This window comes from Chloracidobacterium sp. D (assembly GCF_018304685.1).
Lineage (GTDB): Bacteria > Acidobacteriota > Blastocatellia > Chloracidobacteriales > Chloracidobacteriaceae > Chloracidobacterium > Chloracidobacterium thermophilum.
Genome location: NZ_CP072634.1, coordinates 2,616,120 through 2,641,344, shown reverse-complemented (window position 1 = coordinate 2,641,344; position 25,225 = coordinate 2,616,120). Strand labels below are relative to the sequence as shown.

The window sequence follows — 25,225 nt, the reverse complement described above, 5'->3', positions numbered from 1 at the left end:
GACCAAACCCTTGACAATCAACGCTGAGCGCGGCAGATGCCGAGCTGTCTTCAACCGGGAGAAAGGAAGTTTTCCACAGGTTTTCCACAGATGCTCCACAGGCCTGTGGAAATCTTTGGCATAATCCCTAAAGTCTTTTTTTGCAGTTATTTGGAGATAATGAAAAGTCGTTGTCCGGCGTTCAACCTAGCACATGGAAAGCACAGCGACAAGAAAAATCCACAGGCAACCCAGGGAGTTCAGCCCACTGGCGACAAGATTCCGGGAGGTAGGCACAAAATGACAGGAACGAAATTCTGGCTCGTGGTTGGTGTCACCCTTCTTGTTCTGCTCCAAGGTACATCACTCGGCCTGGATGGGCAGGAACGCACGCCCAAGCGTCCCCCGAAAGCCAACCCATCAGCAACACAGGACGAGGTGTTCACCATAGATACCAGCCTGGTGGTTCTCGATGTGGCTGTTTTCGACCAGGACAATCGCTTTGTCGGCGATCTGCGCAAGGAAAACTTCCGTGTCTATGATGAACAGGTGGAGCAGCAAATCGAGTACTTCAGCCGCGATGAAGCCCCGGTGAGCCTGGGATTCGTCGTGGATACGAGTGGTTCCATGCGTCCACGACGGACGAAGGTGATCGAAGCCGTGAAGTTTCTCGCACGTGCGGCAAAGCCAGGCGATGAGTTCTTCCTGGTGGACTTCAAGAACAGGGCTGAGCTGGCTGAAGAGTTTACACCGCGGCCGGCAGACATCGAGGATGCCGTGGACAACATCGTGTGGGGGGGCGGAACAGCCCTGCTCGATGCCATTCAGCTTTCTGCCGAGTACGCCGACAAGGAGGGGAAAAACCGCCGCAAGGCAATTGTCGTCTTCTCTGACGGCGATGAGCGGGACAGCTACTACGACCGCAAGCAGATGCTCAAGCTGCTTCAGGAGTATCAGGTACAGGTCTACATCGTCGGCTTTCCCGATGAAGATGACGATGGCGGTCTGTTCGGCCGCTCGACACGGAAGCGTTCCATCCAGCTCATCCAAGATATTGCCAAGGAAACTGGCGGCCGTGCCTTTTTCCCGAAGACGCTGGACGAGCTTCCAGAAATTGTGCGTACCATCAATGCCGACTTGCGTACCCAGTACTCAATCGGGTTTGTTCCGAGCCAAGGCCTGCAAGGCGGGGGCTTTCGGCGCGTCACCGTCCGGGCTGAGGACGGAAAGCGCAAACTCGTGGTACGTACCCGCTCTGGCTATACCCCGCGCAAGGGTGACTGACCACTCCACGGTAACTGCCGGCAACTGTGGATAATGAACTCCCCTGCCTGTGGAAAAACTGTGGAAAACCATGAAGTAAAAGCCCCGGCTTGCTTTCCCCACCTTCCCTGCTGGTTGATCTGAGAAGATAAGCCGCTTGTTTTCCAATACTTATAGACACGTAGCCAAAGTCTTTTCACCAGGGGAGGAAAAGCAGAGCTGTGGAAAACCTGTGGAAAAAAGTGTCTAACCAGTCTTTCCCTGAGTACTTGCGGGCAAGCTGCGGCCGTTATGCCGGGAGCTGAGACCTGGCACCGAAGACAAATCCATAGGTCATGTCTGTCAGGCAGGTGATGTAGGGCGGCCAGTCTTTCTCTGGCAATTCGTCTTCAAAGACGCATTTGCGGGCAACCGCCTCGACGGCGTGGACAATGGTTGTCGCTGCCGTGTGCGGATCGGTCAGGCCCGTCAGTCCCAGCGCCATCGCCTTGCGGAGCAACTTCTCCAGGTTTTCTACGGATTCTTCCATCAGGCGCCGGCACAGCGCCCCGACGGCTTCATCCTTGGGAGCCAGGTCGTAAATGAGACGGGTCAGCCCTGGCGTCGCCGCCTTGTTGGCAAAGGTGCGGTGAATACAGCGTTCAATACAACCCCGGAGGTCGCCGCCAGTCAGGTCTTCTTCAGTGAAATTGCTGAAGACGGCATCCAGGCGTTCGGCAATAAGCTGCTCAAACAGCAAAAGTAGAATCTGCCGCTTGTCTGAGAAGTAGGCATAAAACGACCCAATGCTGACACCGGCTGCCGCCGCGATGTCATTCGAGGTCGTTTTCTCGAAGCCTCGTTCCTCGAAAAGCTGGGCGGCAGCCAGGATAAGCTTTTCACGGGTGCGGCGGCTGCGTTCCTGCTTCGGTAGTGCAACTCCAAGCTCTGAGCCAATAGTCAGAGAGCATTTCGTAGGCGCGCTCATGATTCGTATCGGAAAGACCGGTCAGGCTGGCCCTTCATCCTAGCAAAGGGTTGTGTGTCGCTTCCAAAACATTTTTCAGGCCAGGTTTTCAGCACTGCGGGTGAGAAGCCGGAAGAAGGGGCTTGTAAAATATGAACCTAAGCTCATATTCTGGTTATGCAGGTGATATGAACAAAAGCTCAGCTTCATGTCACATCGAACACAGCCCAAAAAACCGCAGCGCGGTTGACAAAAGGAGTGAAAGCCATGCGACAGGTCATGTTGGTTTCTCTGGCCCTGGTGTTGCTGAGTCTTCCCGTTTGGGCGGCCAAACGGAAGCGGGAGACGGTAATCCCACGGGATTGCACTGTCCAGGGGCAGGAAGTGAAAACAGGCACGTACACGCTTGAGTACGACGACGAACAACCCGGTGAGTTGATCATTCGGAATGGCAGCCGGGAGGTGGCCCGGACGAGCTATACCCTGGTTGAGCTACCCAAGCCGGCAACAGCCGACACAGTGGTGTTCGCAAATAAGGATGGCGCCCGCAAAATTGCCCGCATCGAAATGAAAGGCTCCAAAATGGCCCTTCAGATCGAATAATCCAGCCGGACATCTGTTTTCTGCCGACAGGCAACCGACAATGACAGGCTGGTAACGACCCCAGTTGGGGGAGTGCCAGCCTGTCTTGGTTCAGGGTGAAGCCACCGATAGGGTGGAGTCACCGATTCGGCGTCGTGCGCTCCCGGCTTTTCCACACATCCAGGTCAAAGCGCTGCTCACGGTTGGCTGTTCGCCAGGCCGTTGCATAGACCAGCTTGGTGATGCGGGCCATTTTCTCGAAATCAATCTTGTCCACCGTGTCGGTCGGTCGGTGGTAGTCGGCATGCAGGCCGGTGAAATAGAAAACAATCGGGATGCCGCGCTTGGCGAAGTTCCAGTGGTCGCTGCGGTAGAAAAGCCGCATCGGATGCGCTTCGTCATTGTAGGTGTAGTCAAGCCGAAGCTGGACTGTGGCGGCATTGGTCTGCTCGCTCAGCTCAAAGAGCTGGCGGCTGTGTTTGTCCGGCCCGATGAGGAAGACACTGTCGCGGTCGGTCAGTTCGGCATTTTCACGCCGGTCGTCACCGGGCGGGCGGGAGCGGCCGATCATGTCTATGTTGAAGTTCGCCACTATGGCTTCCAGCGGCACGAGCGGTTCCTGATCAGTAAAGTAGCCTGAGCCAAGCAGGCCCATTTCCTCGCCGGTGTTGAACAGGATGAAGATCGAGCGTTTTGGGCGCTCACCTTCGGCAAACACCCGGGCCAACTCCAGAACGGCTGCCGTGCCGGAGCCGTCGTCGTCGGCTCCGGGAAAGATGACGTCACCCTGCGCCGGCAGGTGGTCATAGTGGGCACTGAGAACGACGTACTCGTGTTTGAGCTTGGGATCAGCGCCATCGAGGATACCGACGACATTCTGGCCGTATTCGACCCGTTCGTTTTCAGTCGTGCGGATGGTACAGCGGCGCTGGGCAGCAACGGATGGCAATGCTGCGCCGGTTCTGGCTGCCTCGTGTACTTGTGTGAGGGTGAGGTTGAACGGGGCCAGAAAGGACTCAGCCGCGGCTGGACTCAGCAGGAAGGTTGGAATGGCTGGCCGACCCGGTGTTGTAGCAGCGGCTTTCGGGCGCACGCGCGGGACAGACCGGCGGCGGGCGTACGCCGCTGCCTGGTCCCAACCCGCGGCCAGCTTTTCGTCCGGGACAAACAACATGGCCCGTGCGCCATGTTCCAGAGCGGCTTTCTCGCGCCAATCGTTTGGCAGGCTTTCCCCGGCCAGAACATCCGGCGTGCCGCTTGCCAGGCAGAGAACAATCCGTCCCTCGGCATTGACCATCTGGTAAGCATCCATTTTTGGGTGGGATGCCCCGTACCCAACAAAGACCATCTCAGCTTCCAGCGACAGATTGGGCAGGGTTGCCGCCGGATCGCGCAGAATGAAGTCCTCGCCATGGACAAAGGGTTTTGGGGCACCCTCCAGCATCAGCCTGGAGTCCTGCCCGCCGGTTCGCGTCACAAAGGGAATTTTCTGGAAAAATGAGCCATCGGTGGCCGCCCCCCGGTAGCCGAAGGCTTCGAGTTGGGCAGCCAGGTAACGCGCTGCGATGCGATTGCCGGCACTGAGGGTATAGCGTCCGCCAAGCTCGGCTGAGGCCAGAAAGGAAAGATGCCGTTTGAGCTGAACGGCACTGATGGCGTCCAGGTTGGACGGAAGCGGTAACGAGCCACCAAAGCCGGCCAGAAAGAGCAGGACGAAGCACGCGGTCAGGAAACGGTATGGTGCAGCAGGTCTGGACATGGCTTTCATGGTTGCGCTGCCGGGGCTGGCTCGGCCAGAAGCTCGTCAATGAGGCTGGAGAATTCGACTTCCGTGCGCTTGGGATGAAACCCGGAAACCCGCCGCCGGATGCGCCCGGCCCGGTCAATGAAGTAGGTTGTCGGCAGCCGTGAAGCGTCATACTTGGCGGCGGCGACAGCACCGGCATACACGGGGAAGGGCGGCGCTGCCTGCTGGATGAAATGGCGCGCTGTTTCGGCCTCTTCGGCCAGGTTGAGCGACAACAGGACGACGCCGCGTTCTTTGTACCGGTCATAAAGCTTGACCAGAAGCGGAAATTCGGCGCGGCAGGGCGGACACCAGCTTGCCCAGAAGTTCATGACCACCACCTTGCCGCGCAGGGAAGAAAGGCGGATGGAGGTGTCATCGGTCAGACTTGGCGCTATGAAGTCCGGCGCCAGCACTTCAGACGCAGGATTTCCACGGCGGGTATCCCCCTGCCTGATGCCGGACTGGGCTGCCACGACCAGGGTCCCCGTCACGAAAAACAAAAGCAACCAGCTCGCGATGTATCGCATAGAACGCTCCACACGGACGAAAGTGAAAGACAAGGAAATACCGCACCGGCCGGGCTATGAAGTGCGGTTTACGACAAAGCGCGCCATTTCGATGAGCAGTTGCGCCCGTTGGCCGAGCGGTGCAAGTACCTCAATGGCCTCCTCGGCCAACGCCTCGGCCTGTTTCCGGGAAGCCTCCAGCCCGTACAGTGCCGGATAGGTCGCTTTGCCGGCTGCCGCGTCCTTGCCAGGTGTCTTGCCCAACTGTTCAGCCGTGGCTGTTTCGTCAAGAATGTCATCAGCAATCTGAAAAGCGAGTCCCACCCGGTCGCCGTAAGCGGACAGCAGCGCCAGGTCGCTTTCGGCGGCATCGGCGACAATCCCGCCGCAAACCAGCGCCCCACGGATGAGCGCGCCGGTTTTGGCCCGGTGAATGAATGCCAGCCGCCCGGCATCAATGGGCTTTCCTTCGGCTTCGAGGTCAACAATCTGGCCGGCAATCATGCCTTCAACCGTACCGGACCCAACGGCCAGTTCCCGGATGACGCGCACTTTTTGTTCGGCAGGGGCATCCATTTCAGCCAGAATCCGAAACGCATGGGTCATCAGCCCGTCTCCGGCCAGAATGGCGGTCGCTTCATCAAACTGCTTGTGGCAGGTTGGCATACCCCGCCGCAGGTCGTCGTTGTCCATGGCCGGCAGATCATCGTGGATGAGAGAATAGGTATGAACCATCTCGAAGGCACAGGCCACCGGATAGAGCCGCTCTGGTGCGCCACCAAAAACCTCGCCGGCAGCCAGCACAAGTATGGGGCGCAGCCGTTTGCCACCGGCCATCAGACTGTACCGCATGGCTTCGTGAATGCGCGGCGGCGGGGTCGTCACCGGCGGCATGAGCTGGTCAAGCCAGCGGTTGACTTCGGGAACCTTTTCCGCGAAGTAGGCTTCAATCATAGGGTGCTTCTGTGCTCCCGGCAGATGAAATCAGAACTTGCAACGATAAGCGTCCTTGCCGGGCAAAACAACCACTTCCCCGGAAAGGGCTTGCGCTCTGGCAAAGCCTGAAGACCTGCGCTCTGATGAACAACGATTTGTTGCAGCACGTGGAACGCTATCTGGTAGGGCGTCTGCTTGGCCCCGAGGCGCTGGCCCAGTACGACCGTGGGCCGGTCGGTAAGGCATTTCTGCGCCCGACGGCCAGTGCCCTGGTGCGTCTTTCCGATGATTTTACCCGGGAGCGCCAAAACCTCGCGGAGGCTGCTCCTGGAGATTACTGGCACGACACGCGCTGCCTGGCCTATCTGTTCCACTTTCTGCCACGCAACTATGTCAAAGCCGCCTGGGTGCTGGCTGAACTGGGCGGGCATCCAGATGTTGTCAAAGAACTCACAGCAAAATCCCGGTTCACTGTCCTGGATGTGGGCTGCGGGCCGGGTACTTCGGCTCTGGCGACGCTGTCATTTCTGGCGTCGTTGCAGCCGGCGGCGTTTCAGGTGCGGATCGTTCTGGTCGAAATGTCACCAGCCGCCCTCCAGAAAGCGACGGACCTGCTGCGGCAGGCCGCTGACTGGATCAATGCCGAGCGTCATGAAGCCATGACGCTGCACGTGACGCCACACACCGGCGATGCCAAACGTACGGGCAAGTACCCACCGCACGCTGCGGCTGATTTCATCTGGCTTTCCAACGTTCTCAACGAGTGTCCCCCGGAGGACGGCCCGCCGGCTGCCTGGGTGCGGGAACTGGTCAGGAAACACCTTGCACCGGATGGCAGTTTGTGTGTCATCGAGCCGGCCCTGCACGCAAGTGCGCGTGCGGCTATGCAGCTTCGTGACGCGCTCCTCGAAGACCTTTCAGAATGTGGAATTTTCGCGCCCTGCACGGCCAACGGGCCCTGTCGGATGCTGGCCGGGCGACCGGAACGGGACTGGTGTCATGTTGCGCTGACCTGGCATCCAACACCGCTGGTCGCCCAACTCGATGCTATGACCGGGTTATCCAGTCGCATCCAGAAGTTTTTCTACTTCGTGCTGCGGAAGGACGGAAAACACGCGACGGAAGCTCGTTCGGGCTGGACGCCGTGGCGCGTCATTGGCGACCTCCAGCGTGAAAAGGGACGTGAAAAACGGCTTGTCTGTGGCCCTGACCGCTGTACGCTGCTGATGCGCTTCAAGCGTGACCGCCACGCCGGTAATGAAGCTTTCAGCGCGGCCAGGCGGGGGGATGTCCTGTGGCTTTCGTCGGCGCTGGTGCCCTTGGCCGATGGGCTGCGGTTGTTGCCGCACACCCAGGTCGAGCGCCAGACTGTAGCCTCGCCCACAACGGAGTAAAACCATGCCGACCCTGCGGATTATCAACGGCACACTGCTCACGAGTGGTCCGCGTCATCAGGTCATCAACGGCAACCTGTACGTGCAGGATGGCCGCATCACGCACCTGGGCAAAGTTCCTGAAACGGCCGATGAGACACTCGATGCCTCCGGGTGCGTAGTGATACCGGGTTTTGTCCAATCGCACATTCACCTGTGCCAGGCCCTGTTCCGGGGCGCAGCCGATGATCTTGAACTTCTCGACTGGCTGAAGACGCGCATCTGGAAGTTTGAGGCCGCCCACACGCCTGAAAGTCTCCGGGTTTCGGCACAACTCGCCATCGCAGAAATGATGTCTGGCGGGACGACCTGCGCCATGACGATGGAGAGTGTCCACCACACGGAAGCTGCCTTGGAGGTCGTTGCCGAAACCGGTTTTCGTGCGGTTGTCGGGAAGTGCCTGATGGATGCCGGCGATGAAGTGCCCCCGGGCCTTCGTGAGACGACAGCGCAGGCGCGTACCGAATCCCTCCGCCTTCTCGACGCTTGGCACGGCCGGGCCGGGGGCCGGATTCACATGGCTTTTGCGCCCCGCTTCGTTTTGTCGTGCACCGAAACGCTGTTGCGGGAGGTGGCAGCCCTGGCACGTGAAAAGGGCGTACGCATCCACACACACGCTTCGGAAAACCGGGATGAGGTGGCGCTGGTCGAACGTCTGACCGGACGGCGAAACCTGGCGCACCTGCACGCGCTGGGCCTGACCGGCCCCCATGTCGGCATCGCGCACTGTATCTGGCTTGATGAGACCGAACTGGAGCTTCTGGCCGAGACCGGGACCCACGTGCTGCACTGCCCGTCCTCAAACCTGAAACTCGGCTCCGGCATCGCCAAAGTCGTGGAAATGCTGGAGCGCGGTATTTCGGTTTCCCTGGGCGCCGACGGCGCACCGTGCAACAATCGGCTCGATGCCTTCACGGAAATGCGGACAGCCGCGCTGCTTCAGAAAATGCGCTGTGGCGCGCGAAAACTCACCGCGCTGGACGCCTTTCAGATGGCAACCTGGCACGGAGCACGGGCGCTTGGACTGGAGAACGAAATTGGCAGTCTTGACGTGGGAAAAGCGGCCGATATAGCCGTCGTGACGCTTGACACCCTGCATGCCGCGCCGCATCCCGATCCACTCTCAGCCCTGGTTTATGCGGCTATGGCTTCTGACGTACGGCATGTGGTCATTGCCGGTCGCGTCGTCGTCCGCGACGGAGCGTTGACGGCACTCGATGCCGCAGACGTGCGGACCCAGGCCCGGCGTGAGTTTGCCGCCTTGGCGGTGCGGGCCGGTGTGGCCTGAAGCCTGGTCGTTACGAAGGCTTGTCCGGGTTTTCGGTGACTTCGGAAGTCGTAGGCCGGAGGGCCAGCCAGGTACGTACCGCGTCGAGGCTGTCGAAGTTCAGAGTTTCAACAGCCAGGTTTTCGGCCTGTTCCCGTGACAGCAGGGCAACCTGGGCAGCGATGCTTTCCGGGAGCGGGCCAAAACGGCGTTCGAGCAGCGTGCGGGCCAGCCGGATGGCTTCCAGATGACTGCCCTGCGCCAGCCCGCGTTCGACACCCTGCGCCAGCCCACGTTCGATGATTTCCTGATAGATGACCGATTCCCGCATCGCTTCCTCCCGAAATAAAGCCCGGATCAACTCCCGGTCAAAGCGCAATCCGGCCAGCACCTGCGCACAGGCTGACACGTTAGCGCGTTGGCTGGCGTCTGTCATCTGCTCGACCCGCGCCGCAGTTTCCCGCAAAAGTGCCTCGTCGGAGTCCGCTTTTCCGAGAACAGCCAGCGGCAACAAAGCTTCGTCATCCAGAAGTTCAGTCGCTTCAACTTCCCACAGACGCAGCACGTGGAAACCATGGTGTGTCATACCGGCTGTGAACGTGCTGGGCATCTCCCGGGCCGCCGGTGTACTCTTCAGCAACAGAACCACCTGCCGGGCCGGGGTGCGGTAGCGGCGGAAAAGACGCACCCAGTACTCCAGCATCCGAAACGCCAGCGGTGGGTCGGAAGCCGGATCGAGGTGAAACTCGATGTGCAGAAGCACGCCTGCGGCCCGGATGAAGGTGACGAAATCGGCGCGAATCGGCTCGACGGGCAGTTCGGTTTTGAGAACCTCGACTTCAGCGGCTTCCATGTCGTGTGGAAGCTCAGGATAATGCCTGGCGAGCCAGCGGACGAAAGCCGCCGGGTAGGTTTCTGCCAGATACTTGCACAGGTTGTCGTACGCCATTGCCCTTGCTTAGGCAGACGCAGCCGGGATTTGAGTTTGGGCCCGGCGCGAGTTTGCAACTCTGGCAGCGCGTGCTGGTGTAGCCTGAAGCCTGGCCGTTACGAAGGACTGGACGGGTCTTCAGTCGCTTCGGAAGTCGTAGGCTGGACGGCCAGCCAGGTACGTACCGCGTCGAGGCTGTCGAAGTTCAGAGTTTCAACAGCCAGGTTTTCGGCCTGTTCCCGTGACAGCAGGGCAACCTGGGCAGCGATGCTTTCCGGGAGCGGGCCAAAACGGCGTTCGAGCAGCGTGCGGGCCAGCCGGATGGCTTCCAGATGACTGCCCTGTGCCAGCCCGCGTTCGACACCCTGTGCCAGCCCGCGTTCAATGCCCTGCGCCAGCCCGCGTTCAATGCCCTGCGCCAGCCCGCGTTCGATGATTTCCTGATAGATGACCGATTCCCGCATCGCTTCCTCCCGAAACAAAGCCCGAATCAGTGCCCGGTCAAAGCGCAATCCGGCCAGCACCTGCACACAGGCTGACACGTTAGCGCGTTGGCTGGCGTCTGTCATCCGCTCAACCCGCGCGGCGGTTTCCCGCAAAAGCGCTTCCTCGGAAGCCGCCTTTCCAAGAACAGCCAGCGGCAACAGAGCTTCGTCATCCAGAAGTTCAGTCGCTTCAACTTCCCACAGACGCAGCACGTGAAAGCTGTGGTGCGTCATACCGGCTGTGAAGATGTTGGGCATCTCCCGTGCCGCCGGTGTACTCTTCAGCAACAGAACCACCTGCCGGGCCGGAGTGCGGTAGCGGCGGAAAAGACGCACCCAGTACTCCAGCATCCGAAAGGACAGAGGCGGGTCGGAAGTTGGGTCGAGATGAAACTCGATGTGCAGAAGGACATCAGCGGCCCGGATGAAGGTGACGAAATCGGCGCGAATTGGCTCGACGGGCAGTTCGGTTTTGAGAACCTCGACTTCAGTGGCTTCCATGTCGTGAGGAAGCTCAGGATAATGCCTGGCGAGCCAGCGGACGAAAGCCGCCGGATAGGTTTCTGCCAGGTACTTGCACAGGTTGTCGTACGCCATGGCCTTGCTCACACGGGTCCCCTGGAGACCGCGCCACACGAGGTACTTCAGCCGTGTCCGTCGTTGCAACCAGGATGCACTCAGGGACAGTGCTCAACGGATGTCACCATGCTCACGCCCGGAAGACAACGCCTGCTGGCCCGCAGCACCGTCTTTGTCGCCCTGCTGACAACCCTTCCGACGCTGCCCGTGCCGCCCGGTACGACTTCTGACCTTCCGGCGCCCGGCCCGGCTGAAACATCCGTCTCCCACGCGCCATTCGAGGCCCGAACGGCAACGCTCCGCATCCAGAAGGCCGTGGATGACCGGCGTTATGCCGATGCGCTGCGCGATCTCGCCCAGTTTGCCAGTGCTGCGCCGCAGCTCTACACGGTCAACAACTACGATTATCTGCGGGCGCGCCTGCTCCACCGCACCGGCGATCTGGCAGGCGCCAGAACCCTGTATGAACAGGTCATGCAACGCCCCGGCGGGCAGATGTTCGCACCGTACTGCCTGAAATACCTGGCCGAGTTGGCGCGTCAGGAAGCCCAGTCCGGCAACCGGGCTGCCAGCCGCGATGAACAACGCTGGCTGACCGAGCTTGTGCAGCGGTTCGGAATCCATCCGGCCGCACGCGGTGCCCGCCTGCGGCTGGCCGAAAGCTACGCCGCCGCCGGGCAACTTGATCGCGCGATAGCCCTGTATCGTCAGTTGGCCTCCCAAAGCCGTGAATATGAAGTCCGGCTGGGTGTGCTTCTGCGTCGGGCGGGTCAGGAAGCCGAGGCGCGAGAACTGTTCCGGCGGCTGCTGGCCACTGGAAAAGATGATGCCGCCCTGCTGGCGGCCGAACAGCTTGACGCCCGGGAAGACCCCACCTTGTCGCCGGCCCAGCGCCTGGCGCGCGCCCGGCTTTACCTGGCCAATCGCCACACCGAAGGCGCAAAACGCCATTTCCGCGCACTCGTGGAGCAGGTCCCGGCCGTTCCAGAGCGTCCTGAAGCCCTGTGGAGCCTTGGGCGCGCCTTCTTTATCGAGGAAAACTGGGATGAAGCCATCCGCTGGCTGGACCGCGCGCACGAGGAATATCCCACGTCACCGGAAGGCGAAAAAGGCTACTACCAGGTCGGACACGCGCTCCAGAATGCCGGACGTTATCAGGAAGCCGTTGCGCGGTACGAAGCCTTCATTGCGGCCTATCCCAACAGTGAGTTTTTAGGCGGCGCGCATCTGAATGCCATTGATGCCCTGCGCCTGGCCGGTGACTTCAAGGCAGCTCTCGAATGGTGCGACCGCGCGGAAAAACGCTTCCCGCGTGAGCTGGCCGGCGTGACGGCGCGCTTTCAGCGGGCAAAGATTTTCATGTCCCAGAGCAACTGGCGCGCGGCGCTCAGTGTGCTGGAAGACCTGCAACGCCTGCCGCTGCACCGGCGCGGTCCCGGTTCGACCAATGCCAACGAAGTCACCTTCCTGCGCGCCCTCTGTCTGGAACGTCTGGAGCGTTTCGCGGAAGCCATCGAAGTCTATCTCTCACTGCCCGACACCCGGACGAGCTACTACGGCCAGCAAGCCACCGCGCGGCTTCTGGCGCTGGCTGAAAACCGTAAAGCACAAGCCCTGATTGCCCAGCGCCTCAGCTACTTCCGCCAGAGCCAGACCAAGGATGCCCTGCACCAGGCGCTGCGGTTGACCTCCGACCCGGATACGCGGCGCGCTCTGCTGGGCCAGCTTGAAACCGTCTATCGCCAGCTTCCGGCCTATGCCCGCGCCTGGCAGGTCAGCGTACCTGAACCGGGCCGGCAGGTGATTCTCCGCACCGAGGACGCTCCGGCCAGCCGCAACCTGGCCGAAGAACTGTCGTTTCTCCGGCTCTACGACGACGCCCTGCCCTTTCTGGAAGGCGGCAGCGGGCCGGCGCTGGCCCAGGCCGTTTATGCCGGCCGCGGCAATCAGGCGTGGAAAGCTATGGCCTACGGAGAGCCGATGTTTGGCGCGCTGCCGGAAGACTTCCGGCTGGAAGTCATGCCGCGCCTCGTGGCCGAACTGCTCTACCCGGCGCCCTACCGCGATGAGCTGGTTGAACAGGCGCAGCGGCGCGGCGTGGACCCGCGTCTGTTGCTGGCCATTGCCCGGCAGGAATCGCGTTTCAATCCCACCGTCAAATCGCCGGTCGGCGCGCGCGGCATGTTTCAGTTCATCGCTGCCACGGCGGAACAGGTTGCCCAAAAGCTGGGGCTGCCGGACGTGACCCAGACTGACCTCTACGAACCACGCTTTGCCATACAGTTTGCGGCCCAGTATGTGGCCGATTTGTTTACCTTGTTTCCCAACCATCCGGCAGCCGTTGTTGCGGCATACAATGGCGGTGAGACCGCTGTGGCGCGCTGGTGCGCACGGGCCGGTGCGGACGACCAGGCGCGCTTTGCTTCTGAAGTCGGCTATGCTGAAACCAAAGACTATGTTTTCAAGGTTATGACCAACTACCGCTGCTATCGGCTGTTGTTCGACGAAAACCTGCGCCCGCAGCAGTGGTGAAACCAGCAACCGGAGCCGGGCCGGCGTTGCAGGTCTGGTTCCCGGCTTCAGCCCACGCCGTTGTCCCTTCCGACTGTTTCTCCGCCTTCAAACTGGCGCGCGGCGCTGGCGCCCTATCTCGAAGGGCTGACCGTACGGATGTTCCTCCTTGGTTTTGCGGCCGGGCTGCCACTGCTGCTGGCGCTCAGCACGTTGAGCTTTCGGCTGCGCGAGGCCGGAGTTGACCTGGCTGCCATCGGTTACGCCAGTTGGGTTGGAATGGTCTATGGTTTCAAGTGGTGTTGGTCGCCGCTGGTTGACCACATGCCGCTTCCCGGACTGACGACACGGCTCGGCCAGCGGCGGGGTTGGCTGCTGTTGGCGCAGGTTGCCGTGGCGGGCGGTCTTGTGGGGCTGGCGCTGACCGATCCGCGTCAGGCGCTGGGACGGACTGTCAGCTTTGCGCTTTTTGTTGCCTTTGCCTCCGCCACTCAGGATATTGCCCTCGATGCCTACCGCATCGAGTCTGCCGATGTGACGCGCCAGGGCGTTCTGGCTGCGGCCTATCAGACCGGCTACCGGCTGGCCATGATGTGGAGCAGCGCCGGGACACTCTGGATCGCCACCCGGCTCGGCAGCCGTAACGGCTATGACCAGTTTGGCTGGCAGGCGGCCTACCTTGTCATGGCGGCTTCAATGGCAGTTGGTGTGCTTACGGTCCTGTGTTCGCGCGAACCGGACACCCGGCGCGTCTCCGTTGCCGAAAGCATGTGGGCGTGGCTGCGCGAAGCCCTCCTCGAACCGTTTGCCGATTTTCTGCGCCGTTACCGCTGGCAGGCGGTGCTGACGCTGCTGCTCATCACGACCTACCGCCTGAGCGATACCGTTCTGGCCGTGATGGTCAACCCGTTTTACGTGGACATGGGTTACACGAAAGACCAGATTGCGGCCGTAAGCAACGTCTATGGCGTCATCATGACGCTCACCGGTGCCTTCCTGGGTGGGGTTCTGGTATCGCGCCGGGGGAGCTTGTGGCCGCTGTGGCTGGGGGCCCTGCTGAGCAGCGGCACGAATCTCCTCTTTGCGGCGCTCAGTCTCACGGGTCCACACCTGGCGGCGCTGGTCGTGGTCATTTCTGCGGAATATCTCGCCACGGGGCTGGCTTCGGCGGCCTTTGTCGCCTACCTGTCGTCGCTGACGAACGTCGGCTACTCGGCAACGCAGTATGCCCTGCTTAGCTCGATGATGTTGCTGTTGCCAAAGTGGGCGGCAGGTTTTTCGGGATCGGCCGTGGCGACGTTCGGCTACACAAAGTTTTTTGTCGGCACAGCGCTGCTCGGTCTTCCGGCGATCCTGCTGGTGTCGCTGGCGCTGCGCTTCAACCGCCCTGCGACGGCGCAAAGCTGACCGAGCCGGCGGCCCTACAGCATCGGAGAGAACAGCCGCGCCGCACCGTCACGCAGGCGAATCGGCAGCGGACGCTCCCGGAGTTGGGCAGCCGTAACCAGTGTGGCTTCCCGGCGGGCCGTCTGGAACAGCGCCTCCAGATGCTGCGCCAGGGCCGTGTCATAGACTTCCAGGTTGAACTCAAAGTTGAGCCGCAGGCTGCGGGCATCCCAGTTGGCTGAACCGATGCACACCCAGTGGCCGTCCACGACCATGAGCTTGCTGTGGTCAAACGGGCCGGGGCGCTCCCAGATGCGCGCTCCGTGTTCAAGCACCTGCCAGTAATGCGCCCGTCCGGCCCACTGAACCAGCGGATGGTTGTTTTCAACCGGCGTCAGGATGTCCACTTCGACACCACGCAGCGCCGCCGCACTCAACGCTGCCAGAAGGGACTGGTCGGGGACGAAATAAGGCGTCCAGATTCTGACGCTCTGCCGCGCCACATTCAGCGCGCCCAGAAAGACCCACCGCAGGCGGTCAAGGGTTTCATCCGGGCCAGCTTCGATACCACGTGCCAGTGCCGGCCCGGCCGGTTGGGGGCCTTCCTCCCCCCAGAACCTGGTATCCAGGCGTTCGCCAGTGGTGAAGTACCAGTCGTCGGTGAAGGTTTCCACCATGTGGCGGACGACCGGCCCCCGGACGTGAAAGTGCAGGTCACGAAAGGCAGTCGCCGGGTTTTCCGGCCGCCAGTAGGGGCGGTGGATATTCATGCCGCCGGTAAAGCCAATCTGGCCGTCCACAATGAGCAGCTTGCGGTGATTGCGCAGGTTGGCGGCGTGAAGCCGCGCCGGAAGTACCGGCGGGTTGAAAGAGACCACATTCAGCCCGGCGGCTTTGAGAAACTTGAAGGCTGAGCCGCGTACCAAGCGCACGTACACATCGTCTATGAGAATGCGAATGCTGACGCCGCGCTGCTGCGCCGCCAGCAGAGCTTGTACAAACTGGTCGCCGATGCCGTCGCGGTCAAAAATGTAGGTGGCCAGGGCAATACTGTGCCGGGCCTGGGCAATGGCATCGAGCATGGTCGGATAGGCCTGCACACCGTTGACCAGGGGCGTGATGTGATTTCCGGCCAGCAGTGGTTGGCCCGTGACCTGTTGGACGAGCCGCGCCAGGCCACCCAAATCATCATCCGCCAGCAGTTCGGTTTGGTCTTCACCGGCAATCTGTTCAGCCGCCGGTGGCAGGGCCGTGGCGTCCCGGAGACGCTGGGCGCGGCGCTGGAGGCGGTTGATGCCGATCAGCAGGTAGAGTACCGCGCCCAGAACCGGCAGAAACCAGACGACGAGCAGCCACAGCAGGGCCGAGCGTGCTTCGCGTTTGTAGAGCAGCGCGTGCCCGGAGACGATGAGACCAACGACACCGAAGAGGATAAACGCTGTCCATTCAAACCAAACGGCGTCCATTCGCCCGGCTTCTTTCGTGGAAGGGCGGCTGTCGCCACCTGCCTGTCCACATCGTCAAAGTGACTCGTGCACCAACTGTTCGCCGAAAGCCAGCAGCGCCGACATCTTTTCGACGGTCGTGGCCTCGCTATAGACGCGCACCAACGGCTCAGTGCCCGAAGCCCGGAACAGCAGCCAGCTTTCGTCCTCGAAGTGGAGTTTCACGCCGTCGAGCAGTCCCACCTCGCGCACCGGATAACCGGCGACAGCCGCTGGCGGGTCGGCTTTCAGGCGCTCGATGAACGCCAATCCCTGCTCGATGTGGTCAAGCGCCAGGTCGCGCCGGTCGTAGGCAAAAAATCCAAACTCCTCCGAAATGTCAGCCACCAGCTCGGACGGCTTCCTGCCAAAGGCCAGAATGGCTTCCAGAAAGAGCAGCCCGCTGAAGATGCCGTCCCGCTCCGGGATGTGCAGTTTGCAGCCCAGGCCGTTGGATTCCTCGCCGCCACACAGGATGTCGTGGGTTCGCATCAGGGCGGCAATGTGCTTGAAGCCAACGGGCGTTTCATAGGTTGGCAGCCCGTGGCGCTCGGCAATGCGTTTGACGACGACACTTTGGGAAACCGTCCGGGCAATGCCGCCGGTCAGTCCGCGCTTGCGGATGAGATACAGCGCCAGAATGGCCAGCATGCGGTGGGTGTTCAGGTAAGCGCCGGTGTCATCCACCGCGCCGATACGGTCAGCATCGCCATCCGTTGCCAGTCCCAGAAAGGCCCGGCGGCGGACCACCTCATCACACAGGGGTTGGAGCTGCGGCATCATCGGCTCCGGGTGAATGCCGCCAAAGTAGGGGTCCCGCTCGGCGCGCAGGGTGGTGACGCGCAGCCGTCCGCCCTGGAGCAACTGCTCGATGTAGCGTCCGCCGGCACCGTACATCGAGTCCACGAGCACTTCGCCGTCGAAGGCGCGCAGGCGGTCGAGGTCAAGCAGCTCGCCGATCCGTGCCAGGTAGCGCGCGGAAGGGGGCACGTACTGCACCTGTCCGCTGGCCAGCGCCGCGCGCAGCCCTGTCGTGCGCGGCGGGTTGGCGTCAAGGCGGGCTTCCACCTGGAGGGTGTATTCCGGCGGCGCCGAACCGCCAAAGGGCAGCTTGATTTTGAAGCCCGAAAACTGTGGCGGATTGTGGCTTGCCGTGATGACGATCCCGCCCCGGGCACGTTCGGCATAGCAGTCGTAGGACACCATGGGCGTCGGCACGAACTGGTCGTACACACGTACCTGGAAACCATTGCCAGCCATGACTTCGGCCACGCGCGCTGCGAAATCCTCACCAAGAAAGCGGCGGTCGTGGCCGACATAGACCAGCGGGGCCGTTCCGTCGGCGTCGGCCAGGAACTGCTCGGCCGTGGCCTGGGCCACACGGTCCAGATTGGCAAAGGTAAACTCACGGGCAATGCGTCCGCGCCAGCCATCCGTACCAAACTTGATTGTGGTCATTGAGGGTGCTCCAGAAAACCCGGAGCGGGCAGGATGCCCGCGCTCCCGGGTGAACGTTACTCGTCACAACTGGCGTCCATTTCCTCCAGTTCCTGCTCAAACAGCACGCGGGCTTCGGCGGACATCGAAAACGAGTGTTCCGCCGCCGGAAAAACGCCTTCGCGTACTTCGCGGGCATAGTCGCTGACGGCCTGGCGCAGGATGTCGCCGACATTGGCATAGCGTTTGACGAACTTCAGGTTCGCGCCCGGCCCCCAGCCAACGGCGTCGTGGAAGACGAGAATCTGTCCGTCACAGCCGTTGCCAGCGCCGATGCCAATCGTGGGAATCCGCAGTCGCTCGGATATGGCCCGGGCAACTTCGTGGGGAACGCATTCCAGAACGATGGCAAAACAACCGGCCTCCTCCAGAACCAGGGCATCGTGGACGAGCGTCGTGGCCACATCCACATCGCGTCCCTGGACAACGTTCCTTCCGAAGACGTGGGCCGATTGTGGGGTGTAGCCAAGGTGCCCCATGACCGGGATGCCGGCTGTGACCATACGCTCGATGGTTTCGGCGCTGCGGCTGCCGCCTTCAAGTTTGACAGCCTGCGCGCCGCCTTCCTTGAGAAACCGCCCGGCGTTGCGCAGCGCCTCCGCCTGATCGGCCTGATAGGACAGAAACGGCAGGTCGGCGACGACCAGCGCCTGATGCGTACTGCGTGCAACGGCTCTGACGTGGTGAAGCATGTCGTCCATGGTCACGGGAAGGGTCGTTTCATAGCCGAGCAGGACGTTGCCCAGGGAGTCGCCAACCAGAATGACATCCACGCCGGCGGCTTCGCAGACCATGGCCGTCGGGCGGTCATAGGCAGTCAGGGCGACGATGCGCTTGCCGTCAGCCTTCAGGCGCGTCAGGTCGCCCGGCGTGACACGGGATGCAGGCATAAGGTGTCGGTTTCCTCAGCAGGTTGAAGTGTAAAACGATGGGTTATGCCATACGGCGGATGCGTACGTCATGGCGAACTTCGATGCTGCGATTGAAGGCCTGCCGGAGTACGGCAAACAGGTGCTCCTCGGTCGGTGTAAAGAAGCACTCGGCGGCGCAGGAGGTGTTTTCCAGCGCGCCTTCTGCCCATGGGGGCTGCCGGTCGAGGTCGTCGTAGTCCCAGATGATGTCCTCCGGCGGCATCATCTCAAAGCCGAGCTGGATGGCGTCGAGTTCGCTCAGGGCTTCGGGGGCGTCGGTGTAGCGCAGCCGTCCTTTGTAAAAGTCCAGCATGATGCGTGGATACACACTCCCCCAAGCGTCGTTTTCCAGGCGGTAGGCGATGGTCGAGAAAAAGCAGTGGAAAAAGGACGGGGAGCCGACTTCGTAGCGTTTGGTGTCCACCCAGAGAACAATGCGGAGCATGGTGGTCAGTGCCTCATGGGTCAGGTCTGTCCGCCGGCGCGGTGACGGTTGCTGGTGCGCAACGTGGGCCGGTTCATCTCAGAGCGCCCGCGCAAGGTGATTGGCATCAAAAGCGCTTTCTCATCAAAGGCACTCCGTTGCCGGGCAGTTTCCCCTTTCACTCATCCTGAAGGGACGATTCGGTTTCCGGTGTCGGCTCGGTTTCCGGTGTCGGCGGCTCGCTCACCGGCAGGCTGTAGCGTTCGGTCAGCCAGTTGCCCAAGTCCCGCATCTGGCAGGCTTCGGAGCAGAAGGGACGGGTGGGATTTCCAGCCCACGTGGTTACGGTCCCGCAAATCGGACAGCGCAAAACCATGAAGCCTCACCTCCTTGGCCGTGTGAAAAACATCTGTGGACCACACCGTTTCTGCCCGCCGGAGTCAATGTGGCAGCGGGAGAAAGGCGTCCGGCATTCTGGACAGAACACCAATGCCCATGGGAATATGCGCTTTCGCACGTGCGCCAGGCAAGGTGCGAGCATCCCAAAACACAACGAAATCAGGTTTGGATAGCGTTTGACCTTATGTCCGAAGCAGCTCAGTCCGAAATCAGCCCGGAGCAGAAAACCTACAGCGCCGTCGAGAAAAACGGCGTTGTCACCGCAATCTGGGAAATGGTTGGCAACAAGCACATTCGTACCATTGATCCCCGCAGCCGCGAAGGCCGGGCCCTGCTGGCACACTACCAATCACAAAAAGAAGAGACCCAGGAAAACGCGGCAAATGCCGCCACTGGTGCGTAAACAGCCTGCACTTATGGGGCCTGCACTTTTGGGGTTGGCGGTCAGGCGTCACTGCGAAGCGTCAGGTTTCGCGTCTTTTCGCGCTCCAGGTTGGACAACAGGTATTCCTTGTCCTTGACCAAGTCGGCAAAGTTCGTCACGGCCATTTCAAAGTTGTGGCCGTGCTTGATGGCGTCTTTCGGGCAGGCCTCGACGCAGTAGCCGCACAGAATGCACCGCCCATAGTCAATGTTATAGACACGGGCGTAACGCGGTTCCATGCCCGGACGCTCCGCGTAGGGCCGGAGGTCTTCGTCCGCTTCGATGTAGATGGCATCGGCCGGGCAGGCCGCGGCGCAGAGAAAACAGGCCACACAGCGCTCCTTGCCGTTTTCGTCCCGCGCCAGATAGTGCTCGCCCCGAAAGCGTGGATACAGCTCAACCGGCACGTCGGGGTACTGGCGGGTGAGTTTTTGCTTCGGGATGTAGCTCAGGGTCACAGCCATGCCTTGGGCAATGGCGCGGACGGTTTTTGCCGCCTCGAAAATTTCAGACAGGATGGAAGACATCGGCCAGGCTCCTCGTATGAAGGCAGAACGCTCGTCCTAAAACCATGCCTGGAACGGCCGGTTGTCTCAAGTCCTGCCGGTGGAAGTGCGAACGCGGCGATCTGCCGCCGGCCGCGCTGCCCGTTACGGAAGACGGTTCCCAAAACCCGCCCGAAGATGGTCCACGAGCGCCTGGGCGGCGCGTGCCCGGTGGCTGTAAACCGCCTTTTCTGCCGGGGTCATCTCGGCAAAGGTGCGCGTGTCGCCAGTGGGAATAAACAGCGGGTCATAGCCAAACCCGCAGGAGCCACGCGGGGCCTCGGTCAGCGTACCGGTACAGATGCCGGTAAAGCATGCCTCCTTGGTTTCCGTGACCAGCGCCAGGACACAGACAAACCGGGCCGTACGCCGTTCGGCCGGGATGTCACGCAGCGCCGCCAGAAGTTTGGCCACGTTGTCGGCATCGGACGCCTGCTCACCGGCATAACGTGCCGAGAAAACGCCGGGCGCGCCACCCAGGGCATCCACGCATAGCCCGGAGTCGTCGGCGATGACCCAGCCGCCGGTCTGCGCCTGAACGGCACGTGCCTTGAGCCGCGCATTTTCCTCGAATGTGGTGCCGGTTTCGGGTACGGGAGGCAGGGACGGGAAAGCGTCAAGGCCGATGACCTGCCGGGTCACGCCGGCGAGCAGGTGGCGAAACTCGTGCAATTTCCCGGCGTTCCGGGTGGCCAGGATGAGCGGCACGGAAAGAGACATGGCACGGCTCCGGCTGGATTTCAGAGTTGCCGGCAAAAGCGGCACGGACGGGAAACTTTGAGACAGGTACAAGCGTCTATGAACCCATGCGTGGGAAGGCCGCGCGCAAGTGGTGAAAGTGGATGTGTACCATCCGTCATGGAACACACAGTGTCCACAGGGTGAAATGAGTATGCTGATTTGAGACCCTTGCGCCCGATGAAAAGCCGATTGATGCGACAGACGGCGCAACGTATCCTGACGGTGATTGACCCAAGTTTACCAACTACAGCCACAAGAGCAAGCATTTCCTGTTCCAGACCCACACAGCCATGCGACTCGACCTCAAAGAAAATCTGATGGACAGCGACACTGACCCGACAGCGGAAGGCGCCCTTCCGGCTCTCGACCTCGAAAAGTTTCTGGCCGAGATAGATTCCACGGCGTCCGAAGAGGACGACTTCATCCTGGACAGCGAAGCGGAAGACACGGAAGAACTCGAAGAAGCCATCGAAGATGCTGAAAGCGGCGTGACGCCGCCGCCCGACCTGTCAGCTTCCGAAAGCGACCGCTCGCTCGATGCGATGACGTTGTACCTGCGCGAGATGAGCAATGTTGCCCTGCTGACCCGCGAGGACGAAGTCAACATTGCCAAGCGGATCGAGCGCGGCCGCCGGCGGCTCTACAAGGCTCACTCGCGGTCACTCATCGTTGCCGAGCAGTTGGAAGAGATCGCCGAGCAACTTAAAGAACGCAAAATCGGCATCCGGCAGGTCATTGACACCTCGGACTCGGATGCCGAGGACATCACGCTGGAAAATGAAGAACGTTACCTGATCGAAACCATCGAGCGGTTCCAGACCATTTCACGCATGCTGGCGCACATCCGCGAAGAAGCCGCCAAAATTGAGAAGGAGCGCAAGCGCGCGCCGCGCAAAGCCCAGCAGCGCTACCGGAAATATCTCCGCAAGCGGGTTGAGCTGTCGCGGCTCATCCGCAGCGTGCTTTTTTCCGACCAGATACGGCAGAAGTTTAACGACCGTATCCGGGCTGTGGTACGGCAGATTCAGGATGCCGAGCGCAAGATTGAAAACGCCCAGGCGGCGCTGAAAGACAAGCAGCGGCGCGCACGCATTGATGAAGCGGAAACACGTGCCCAGATTGAGCAGGCGCAAAAGGTCATTGCAGACATCGAGAAGCGCTACCTCGAACCAGCCAGCCGCATCAAAGGTTCACTGCGGGAAATTTTCTCTTCGACTGAGGAAGCCGAAAAAGCCCGGCGCGAGATGATCGAAGCCAACCTGCGGCTCGTCGTCTCGATTGCCAAAAACTACATCAACCGCTCGCGGGGCTTGCAGTTTTCCGACCTCATTCAGGAAGGCAACATTGGGCTGATGCGTGCGGTGGAGAAGTTTGACTATCGGCGGGGTTACAAGTTCTCGACCTATGCCACGTGGTGGATTCGCCAGGCGGTGACCCGCGCCATTGCCGACCAGGGCCGGACGATTCGTGTTCCGGTGCACATGGTTGAAACCATCAACAAGATTGTTCGTACGGCGCGGCTGATGGTTCAGGAGCTGGGCCGTGAACCCACGCACGAAGAGCTGGCCCAGCGCACGGATTTGCCGGTTGTCAAGGTTCGGCAGGCACTCAAGATTGCCCAGGAACCCATCAGCTTGGAAACGCCCATCGGCGATGACGGCGAATCCAACCTGGGCAGCTTCATCGAAGACCGCAACAGTCTCAATCCGGCGGAAATGATCGTCGGCAAGGGCCTGCGGGAAGCCACGCTGGAGGTGCTCAGCACGCTCACCCAACGCGAGGCACAAATCCTCAAGATGCGTTTCGGGCTGGATGGAGACGGTCAGGAACGCACCCTGGAGGAAGTCGGGCGGCACTTTTCTGTCACCCGTGAGCGTATCCGCCAGATCGAAGCCAAAGCCCTGCGCAAGCTCCGCCATCCGTCGCGGAGCCGGAAACTCAAGACCTTCTTTGATGATGGTCAGTAACTGTAGCTTTTTCCAGTAATGGGAACGGCAGACTGCCGTCCGGGGCTCTTGCCAAGGCAGGTCCTGGACGGCAGTATCACTTATGCCATGCGGCTCGACAACCAACTCATCATCGAAACCCCGGAGCGCGTCGAGCTGCGGTTTGCGCTCGCCAACGTCGGCAGCCGCTTTCTGGCGGCCCTCATCGATCACGGTATTCAGCTTCTGACCCTGTTTGTTCTTGGCCTTCTTGTCGCCCAGATCAATGACGTTTTCCGTGACCTCCAGTTGAGCCGCTCCGTTGAGTTGTGGCTGCTGGCCCTTCTGGTCCTCGTGTCCTTTCTGATTTATTTTGGCTACTTTGCCATCTTTGAAACGGTGTGGAACGGCCAAACCCCAGGCAAGCGGTGGCTGCGGTTGCGGGTGATTCGGATTGACGGCCGTCCGATCGGTTTTTTTGAGGCGCTGGTGCGCAACGTTCTGCGCACCGTGGATTTTCTGCCGAGCGGTTATGCTTTGGGAGTGATGAGCATTATGCTGCACCGGGAAGCCCGGCGGTTGGGCGATCTCGTCGCTGGCACGATCGTTGTCAAAGAACGCCTGGGCACAACCCCGGCGCTCGATCAGGTACTGGCTACGCATGCTGCCGATGTTCAGCGCCAGCCGCAGGAAGTGATGGATGACATCGGCAATATCCAGGCCCTGACAGCCGATGACATCGCGGCGGTGGAGCGCTTTCTGCTGCGCCGTTCAACCCTGCCTGAACAAGCCCGGCCGTGGATGGCGGCCCGGATTGCCGCTCCGATCAGTCGGCGGCTGGGCGTCCCGCCGCCACTGGCCCCGGAGCCGTTCCTGGAAGCCGTGGACCGGCAGTACCGCGCACGGGCGAAGTACCTCGTGGATTAGTGATGGAACCTGTGACCGAGCGCCCTTTGCGCGTCTGCCACCAATGCGGACTGCTTACCCCCGGCAGCGTGTTGCGTTGCCTGGAATGTGGCGCGCTGCCGCCTGAAGTGGAACAGGAGCAGCGGGAACGCCAGCGGGCTGCCAGGTTTGTCGAAGCGGTGTTTTTCCGGCGCGCTCCACTCAGCTACGTACTCATCGGCATCAACGTGGCGATGTTTCTGCTGACGGCCTTTGCCGGCGGCTCGACCGACCCGGACGTACTGACGGCCTTTGGCGCCTGCAACCGGAAGCTCATTGATCAGGGGGAAGTGTGGCGCCTGGTCGTTCCCATGTTTCTGCACATCGGGATGATTCACCTGCTGGCCAATATGTACGCCCTCTGGGTGCTCGGTCCGCAGTTGGAATCGCTTTACGGGTCGGCGCGTTTCACCATCCTGTATCTGCTTTCCGGGATTGGAGGGTTCGTGGCGAGCTATTTTTTCGCCCATCCCGAAAGCATTGGGGCCGGTGCTTCCGGGGCGCTCTTTGGCATGTTTGGTGCGTTGCTCGTGTTTGTTTACAAGTACCGCGCCGAAATCCCGCCGATGGTCCGGGCCACGATGCAACGCGGCGTCTGGCTTACTCTGATCATCAATCTCGTCATCACCTTTTCCATTCCTTTCATCAGCCGGTCGGGTCACGTGGGTGGACTGCTGACTGGCATTGGACTGGCACTGTTTATCCCATACTCACCGCCGAACGAACGAAAAACGCCGACCGTCTGGCGCGTGTGGCAAATCGTGCTCATGGCCGTTGTCGCCCTCTGCTTTGGGCTGATGTTTTGGAATTACCGGGGCGACCCGCCATCGCTGGCGCGCTTTCTGGCCGGGGCCAACGTTTTCCCGGAAAACAAAACGATCAGCCGTTTTGCCGAGGCCTGCAACGAAGGGGAGCGGGTGTACCGCCGCATTGTACAGCACCTTGAAACCGGGCAGCCCGTCCCGCCAGAGACGCTGGCAGCCAGTGCGGCGGCCCGTCAACGGCTCAAGCAACTGCGCCCCTTCAATGCCGGCGCAACGCGACTCGCCGATGAACTGCATGACCTGCTGGAAGAGCAGGCGCGGATGCTGACCGAGCCGATCTCACCCCAGGCCGTTGAGCAGATGCGGGAGCGTCTTGCCATCTACGAGCAGCATCAACAGCAGTGGATTGCCGAAGAAGGCGCACAGTACGGACTGGAGTTCGTTCCCTCGGCAGAAGCTGCCGCCAGACCTGACGGAAGCCCCGACCGGGAATAACCTTTCCCTGGTTTTTCATCGCCGTGAAAATCCGTTGCCCACAGCCAAGCTCACGACTTATGCTCGTGTCATTCTTGA

General features: G+C 61.1%; 23 protein-coding genes. 10 read left to right on the top strand and 13 right to left on the bottom strand.

The features are described 5' to 3' along the window. The first annotated feature begins 279 nt into the window (after positions 1-279). Positions 280-1,263: a VWA domain-containing protein gene (locus J8C01_RS11240; protein WP_211431962.1), complete on the top strand. Its 984-nt coding sequence runs from the start codon at positions 280-282 to the stop codon at positions 1,261-1,263. 268 nt (positions 1,264-1,531) lie between these two features. On the opposite strand, the gene J8C01_RS11235 is transcribed toward J8C01_RS11240, so the two are convergent. Further along, positions 1,532-2,209 carry a TetR/AcrR family transcriptional regulator gene (locus tag J8C01_RS11235; RefSeq protein WP_014100744.1) on the bottom strand — a complete coding sequence of 226 codons (678 nt, stop codon included), beginning with the start codon at positions 2,207-2,209 and terminating at the stop codon, positions 1,532-1,534. A 246-nt stretch (positions 2,210-2,455) separates the two neighbouring features. On the opposite strand from J8C01_RS11235, the gene J8C01_RS11230 reads away from it, so the two are divergent. Continuing rightward, positions 2,456-2,791 carry a hypothetical protein gene (locus J8C01_RS11230; RefSeq protein WP_211431961.1) on the top strand — a complete coding sequence of 112 codons (336 nt, stop codon included), beginning with the start codon at positions 2,456-2,458 and terminating at the stop codon, positions 2,789-2,791. Between the two features lie 118 nt (positions 2,792-2,909). On the opposite strand, the gene J8C01_RS11225 is transcribed toward J8C01_RS11230, so the two are convergent. From J8C01_RS11225 to J8C01_RS11215, 3 genes are read right to left on the bottom strand one after another with little or no spacing between them, the layout of a single operon-like run. After that, entirely contained in the window at positions 2,910-4,529 is a 1,620-nt protein-coding gene (locus J8C01_RS11225; RefSeq protein WP_211431960.1) for a M20/M25/M40 family metallo-hydrolase, read from the bottom strand. Between the two features lie 5 nt (positions 4,530-4,534). Next, positions 4,535-5,086, bottom strand: coding sequence for a peroxiredoxin family protein (locus J8C01_RS11220; protein ID WP_211431959.1), 552 nt, complete (start codon positions 5,084-5,086; stop codon positions 4,535-4,537). Between the two features lie 54 nt (positions 5,087-5,140). Next, positions 5,141-6,019: a polyprenyl synthetase family protein gene (locus J8C01_RS11215; RefSeq protein WP_014100740.1), complete on the bottom strand. Its 879-nt coding sequence runs from the start codon at positions 6,017-6,019 to the stop codon at positions 5,141-5,143. A 125-nt stretch (positions 6,020-6,144) separates the two neighbouring features. On the opposite strand from J8C01_RS11215, the gene J8C01_RS11210 reads away from it, so the two are divergent. Together J8C01_RS11210 and J8C01_RS11205 are read left to right on the top strand one after the other, a co-directional pair. Continuing rightward, positions 6,145-7,395, top strand: coding sequence for a methyltransferase domain-containing protein (locus J8C01_RS11210; RefSeq protein WP_211431958.1), 1,251 nt, complete (start codon positions 6,145-6,147; stop codon positions 7,393-7,395). A 4-nt stretch (positions 7,396-7,399) separates the two neighbouring features. After that, on the top strand, positions 7,400-8,722 hold the full coding sequence (locus J8C01_RS11205; protein WP_014100738.1) for a 5'-deoxyadenosine deaminase: 1,323 nt from the start codon (positions 7,400-7,402) through the stop codon (positions 8,720-8,722). Between the two features lie 10 nt (positions 8,723-8,732). Here the strand turns inward: J8C01_RS11205 and J8C01_RS11200 are convergent, their stop codons facing one another. Both J8C01_RS11200 and J8C01_RS11195 read right to left on the bottom strand, forming a co-directional pair. Then, a complete protein-coding gene (locus tag J8C01_RS11200; protein ID WP_211431957.1) occupies positions 8,733-9,650 on the bottom strand; it encodes a DUF4351 domain-containing protein in 918 nt (305 codons plus the stop codon). 98 nt (positions 9,651-9,748) lie between these two features. Beyond that, positions 9,749-10,714, bottom strand: a complete 966-nt coding sequence (locus J8C01_RS11195) for a DUF4351 domain-containing protein (protein ID WP_211431956.1) — start codon at positions 10,712-10,714, stop codon at positions 9,749-9,751. 108 nt (positions 10,715-10,822) lie between these two features. On the opposite strand from J8C01_RS11195, the gene J8C01_RS11190 reads away from it, so the two are divergent. Next, on the top strand, positions 10,823-13,228 hold the full coding sequence (locus J8C01_RS11190) for a tetratricopeptide repeat protein (protein WP_211431955.1): 2,406 nt from the start codon (positions 10,823-10,825) through the stop codon (positions 13,226-13,228). 60 nt (positions 13,229-13,288) lie between these two features. Beyond that, positions 13,289-14,614: an AmpG family muropeptide MFS transporter gene (locus J8C01_RS11185; protein WP_211431954.1), complete on the top strand. Its 1,326-nt coding sequence runs from the start codon at positions 13,289-13,291 to the stop codon at positions 14,612-14,614. Between the two features lie 14 nt (positions 14,615-14,628). On the opposite strand, the gene cls is transcribed toward J8C01_RS11185, so the two are convergent. From cls to J8C01_RS11160, 5 genes are all read right to left on the bottom strand, one after another. Next, the gene (gene cls, locus J8C01_RS11180) at positions 14,629-16,059 is read right to left on the bottom strand and encodes a cardiolipin synthase (protein ID WP_211431953.1); all 1,431 of its coding nucleotides are present in this window, start codon (positions 16,057-16,059) and stop codon (positions 14,629-14,631) included. A gap of 54 nt (positions 16,060-16,113) precedes the next feature. Continuing rightward, a complete protein-coding gene (locus J8C01_RS11175; protein WP_014100731.1) occupies positions 16,114-17,535 on the bottom strand; it encodes a phosphoglucomutase/phosphomannomutase family protein in 1,422 nt (473 codons plus the stop codon). 56 nt (positions 17,536-17,591) lie between these two features. Continuing rightward, complete coding sequence (panB, locus tag J8C01_RS11170; protein ID WP_211431952.1) at positions 17,592-18,464, bottom strand: 3-methyl-2-oxobutanoate hydroxymethyltransferase; 873 nt, start codon at positions 18,462-18,464, stop codon at positions 17,592-17,594. A 43-nt stretch (positions 18,465-18,507) separates the two neighbouring features. After that, complete coding sequence (locus J8C01_RS11165) at positions 18,508-18,930, bottom strand: Imm70 family immunity protein (RefSeq protein ID WP_014100729.1); 423 nt, start codon at positions 18,928-18,930, stop codon at positions 18,508-18,510. Between the two features lie 157 nt (positions 18,931-19,087). After that, entirely contained in the window at positions 19,088-19,285 is a 198-nt protein-coding gene (locus J8C01_RS11160) for a DNA gyrase inhibitor YacG (protein WP_081464862.1), read from the bottom strand. Between the two features lie 207 nt (positions 19,286-19,492). Between J8C01_RS11160 and J8C01_RS11155 the strand changes: the two genes are divergently transcribed. After that, entirely contained in the window at positions 19,493-19,711 is a 219-nt protein-coding gene (locus tag J8C01_RS11155; RefSeq protein WP_014100726.1) for a hypothetical protein, read from the top strand. A gap of 41 nt (positions 19,712-19,752) precedes the next feature. Here J8C01_RS11155 and J8C01_RS11150 read toward each other — a convergent pair whose 3' ends face one another. After that, the gene (locus J8C01_RS11150; RefSeq protein WP_014100725.1) at positions 19,753-20,259 is read right to left on the bottom strand and encodes a NuoI/complex I 23 kDa subunit family protein; all 507 of its coding nucleotides are present in this window, start codon (positions 20,257-20,259) and stop codon (positions 19,753-19,755) included. Between the two features lie 123 nt (positions 20,260-20,382). Then, positions 20,383-20,997: an RdgB/HAM1 family non-canonical purine NTP pyrophosphatase gene (gene rdgB, locus J8C01_RS11145; protein WP_014100724.1), complete on the bottom strand. Its 615-nt coding sequence runs from the start codon at positions 20,995-20,997 to the stop codon at positions 20,383-20,385. Positions 20,998-21,308: 311 nt separating this feature from the next. Here rdgB and rpoD point away from each other — a divergent pair, with 311 nt between their 5' ends. The 3 genes from rpoD (at position 21,309) to J8C01_RS11130 (ending at position 25,147) form a co-directional block, all read left to right on the top strand. Beyond that, positions 21,309-22,985 carry an RNA polymerase sigma factor RpoD gene (rpoD, locus tag J8C01_RS11140; RefSeq protein WP_014100723.1) on the top strand — a complete coding sequence of 559 codons (1,677 nt, stop codon included), beginning with the start codon at positions 21,309-21,311 and terminating at the stop codon, positions 22,983-22,985. 87 nt (positions 22,986-23,072) lie between these two features. Beyond that, the gene (locus tag J8C01_RS11135) at positions 23,073-23,870 is read left to right on the top strand and encodes an RDD family protein (RefSeq protein ID WP_211431951.1); all 798 of its coding nucleotides are present in this window, start codon (positions 23,073-23,075) and stop codon (positions 23,868-23,870) included. Positions 23,871-23,881: 11 nt separating this feature from the next. After that, positions 23,882-25,147 (top strand): rhomboid family intramembrane serine protease, encoded by a 1,266-nt coding sequence (locus J8C01_RS11130; protein ID WP_211431950.1) that lies wholly within the window; start codon positions 23,882-23,884, stop codon positions 25,145-25,147. The last annotated feature ends 78 nt before the right edge of the window (positions 25,148-25,225 follow it).

Coding starts and splice junctions, on each gene's coding strand:
- J8C01_RS11220 (WP_211431959.1), bottom strand. CDS start 5,086: ATGCGATACATCGCGAGCTGGTTGCTTTTGTTTTTCGTGACGGGGACC.
- J8C01_RS11190 (WP_211431955.1), top strand. CDS start 10,823: ATGCTCACGCCCGGAAGACAACGCCTGCTGGCCCGCAGCACCGTCTTT.
- J8C01_RS11240 (WP_211431962.1), top strand. CDS start 280: ATGACAGGAACGAAATTCTGGCTCGTGGTTGGTGTCACCCTTCTTGTT.
- J8C01_RS11150 (WP_014100725.1), bottom strand. CDS start 20,259: ATGTCTTCCATCCTGTCTGAAATTTTCGAGGCGGCAAAAACCGTCCGC.
- J8C01_RS11155 (WP_014100726.1), top strand. CDS start 19,493: ATGTCCGAAGCAGCTCAGTCCGAAATCAGCCCGGAGCAGAAAACCTAC.
- J8C01_RS11215 (WP_014100740.1), bottom strand. CDS start 6,019: ATGATTGAAGCCTACTTCGCGGAAAAGGTTCCCGAAGTCAACCGCTGG.
- J8C01_RS11175 (WP_014100731.1), bottom strand. CDS start 17,535: ATGACCACAATCAAGTTTGGTACGGATGGCTGGCGCGGACGCATTGCC.
- J8C01_RS11230 (WP_211431961.1), top strand. CDS start 2,456: ATGCGACAGGTCATGTTGGTTTCTCTGGCCCTGGTGTTGCTGAGTCTT.
- J8C01_RS11160 (WP_081464862.1), bottom strand. CDS start 19,285: ATGGTTTTGCGCTGTCCGATTTGCGGGACCGTAACCACGTGGGCTGGA.
- panB (WP_211431952.1), bottom strand. CDS start 18,464: ATGCCTGCATCCCGTGTCACGCCGGGCGACCTGACGCGCCTGAAGGCT.
- J8C01_RS11235 (WP_014100744.1), bottom strand. CDS start 2,209: ATGAGCGCGCCTACGAAATGCTCTCTGACTATTGGCTCAGAGCTTGGA.
- J8C01_RS11195 (WP_211431956.1), bottom strand. CDS start 10,714: ATGGCGTACGACAACCTGTGCAAGTACCTGGCAGAAACCTATCCGGCG.
- rpoD (WP_014100723.1), top strand. CDS start 21,309: ATGCGACTCGACCTCAAAGAAAATCTGATGGACAGCGACACTGACCCG.
- rdgB (WP_014100724.1), bottom strand. CDS start 20,997: ATGTCTCTTTCCGTGCCGCTCATCCTGGCCACCCGGAACGCCGGGAAA.
- J8C01_RS11200 (WP_211431957.1), bottom strand. CDS start 9,650: ATGGCGTACGACAACCTGTGCAAGTATCTGGCAGAAACCTACCCGGCG.
- J8C01_RS11225 (WP_211431960.1), bottom strand. CDS start 4,529: ATGTCCAGACCTGCTGCACCATACCGTTTCCTGACCGCGTGCTTCGTC.
- J8C01_RS11165 (WP_014100729.1), bottom strand. CDS start 18,930: ATGCTCCGCATTGTTCTCTGGGTGGACACCAAACGCTACGAAGTCGGC.
- J8C01_RS11135 (WP_211431951.1), top strand. CDS start 23,073: ATGCGGCTCGACAACCAACTCATCATCGAAACCCCGGAGCGCGTCGAG.
- cls (WP_211431953.1), bottom strand. CDS start 16,059: ATGGACGCCGTTTGGTTTGAATGGACAGCGTTTATCCTCTTCGGTGTC.
- J8C01_RS11210 (WP_211431958.1), top strand. CDS start 6,145: ATGAACAACGATTTGTTGCAGCACGTGGAACGCTATCTGGTAGGGCGT.
- J8C01_RS11205 (WP_014100738.1), top strand. CDS start 7,400: ATGCCGACCCTGCGGATTATCAACGGCACACTGCTCACGAGTGGTCCG.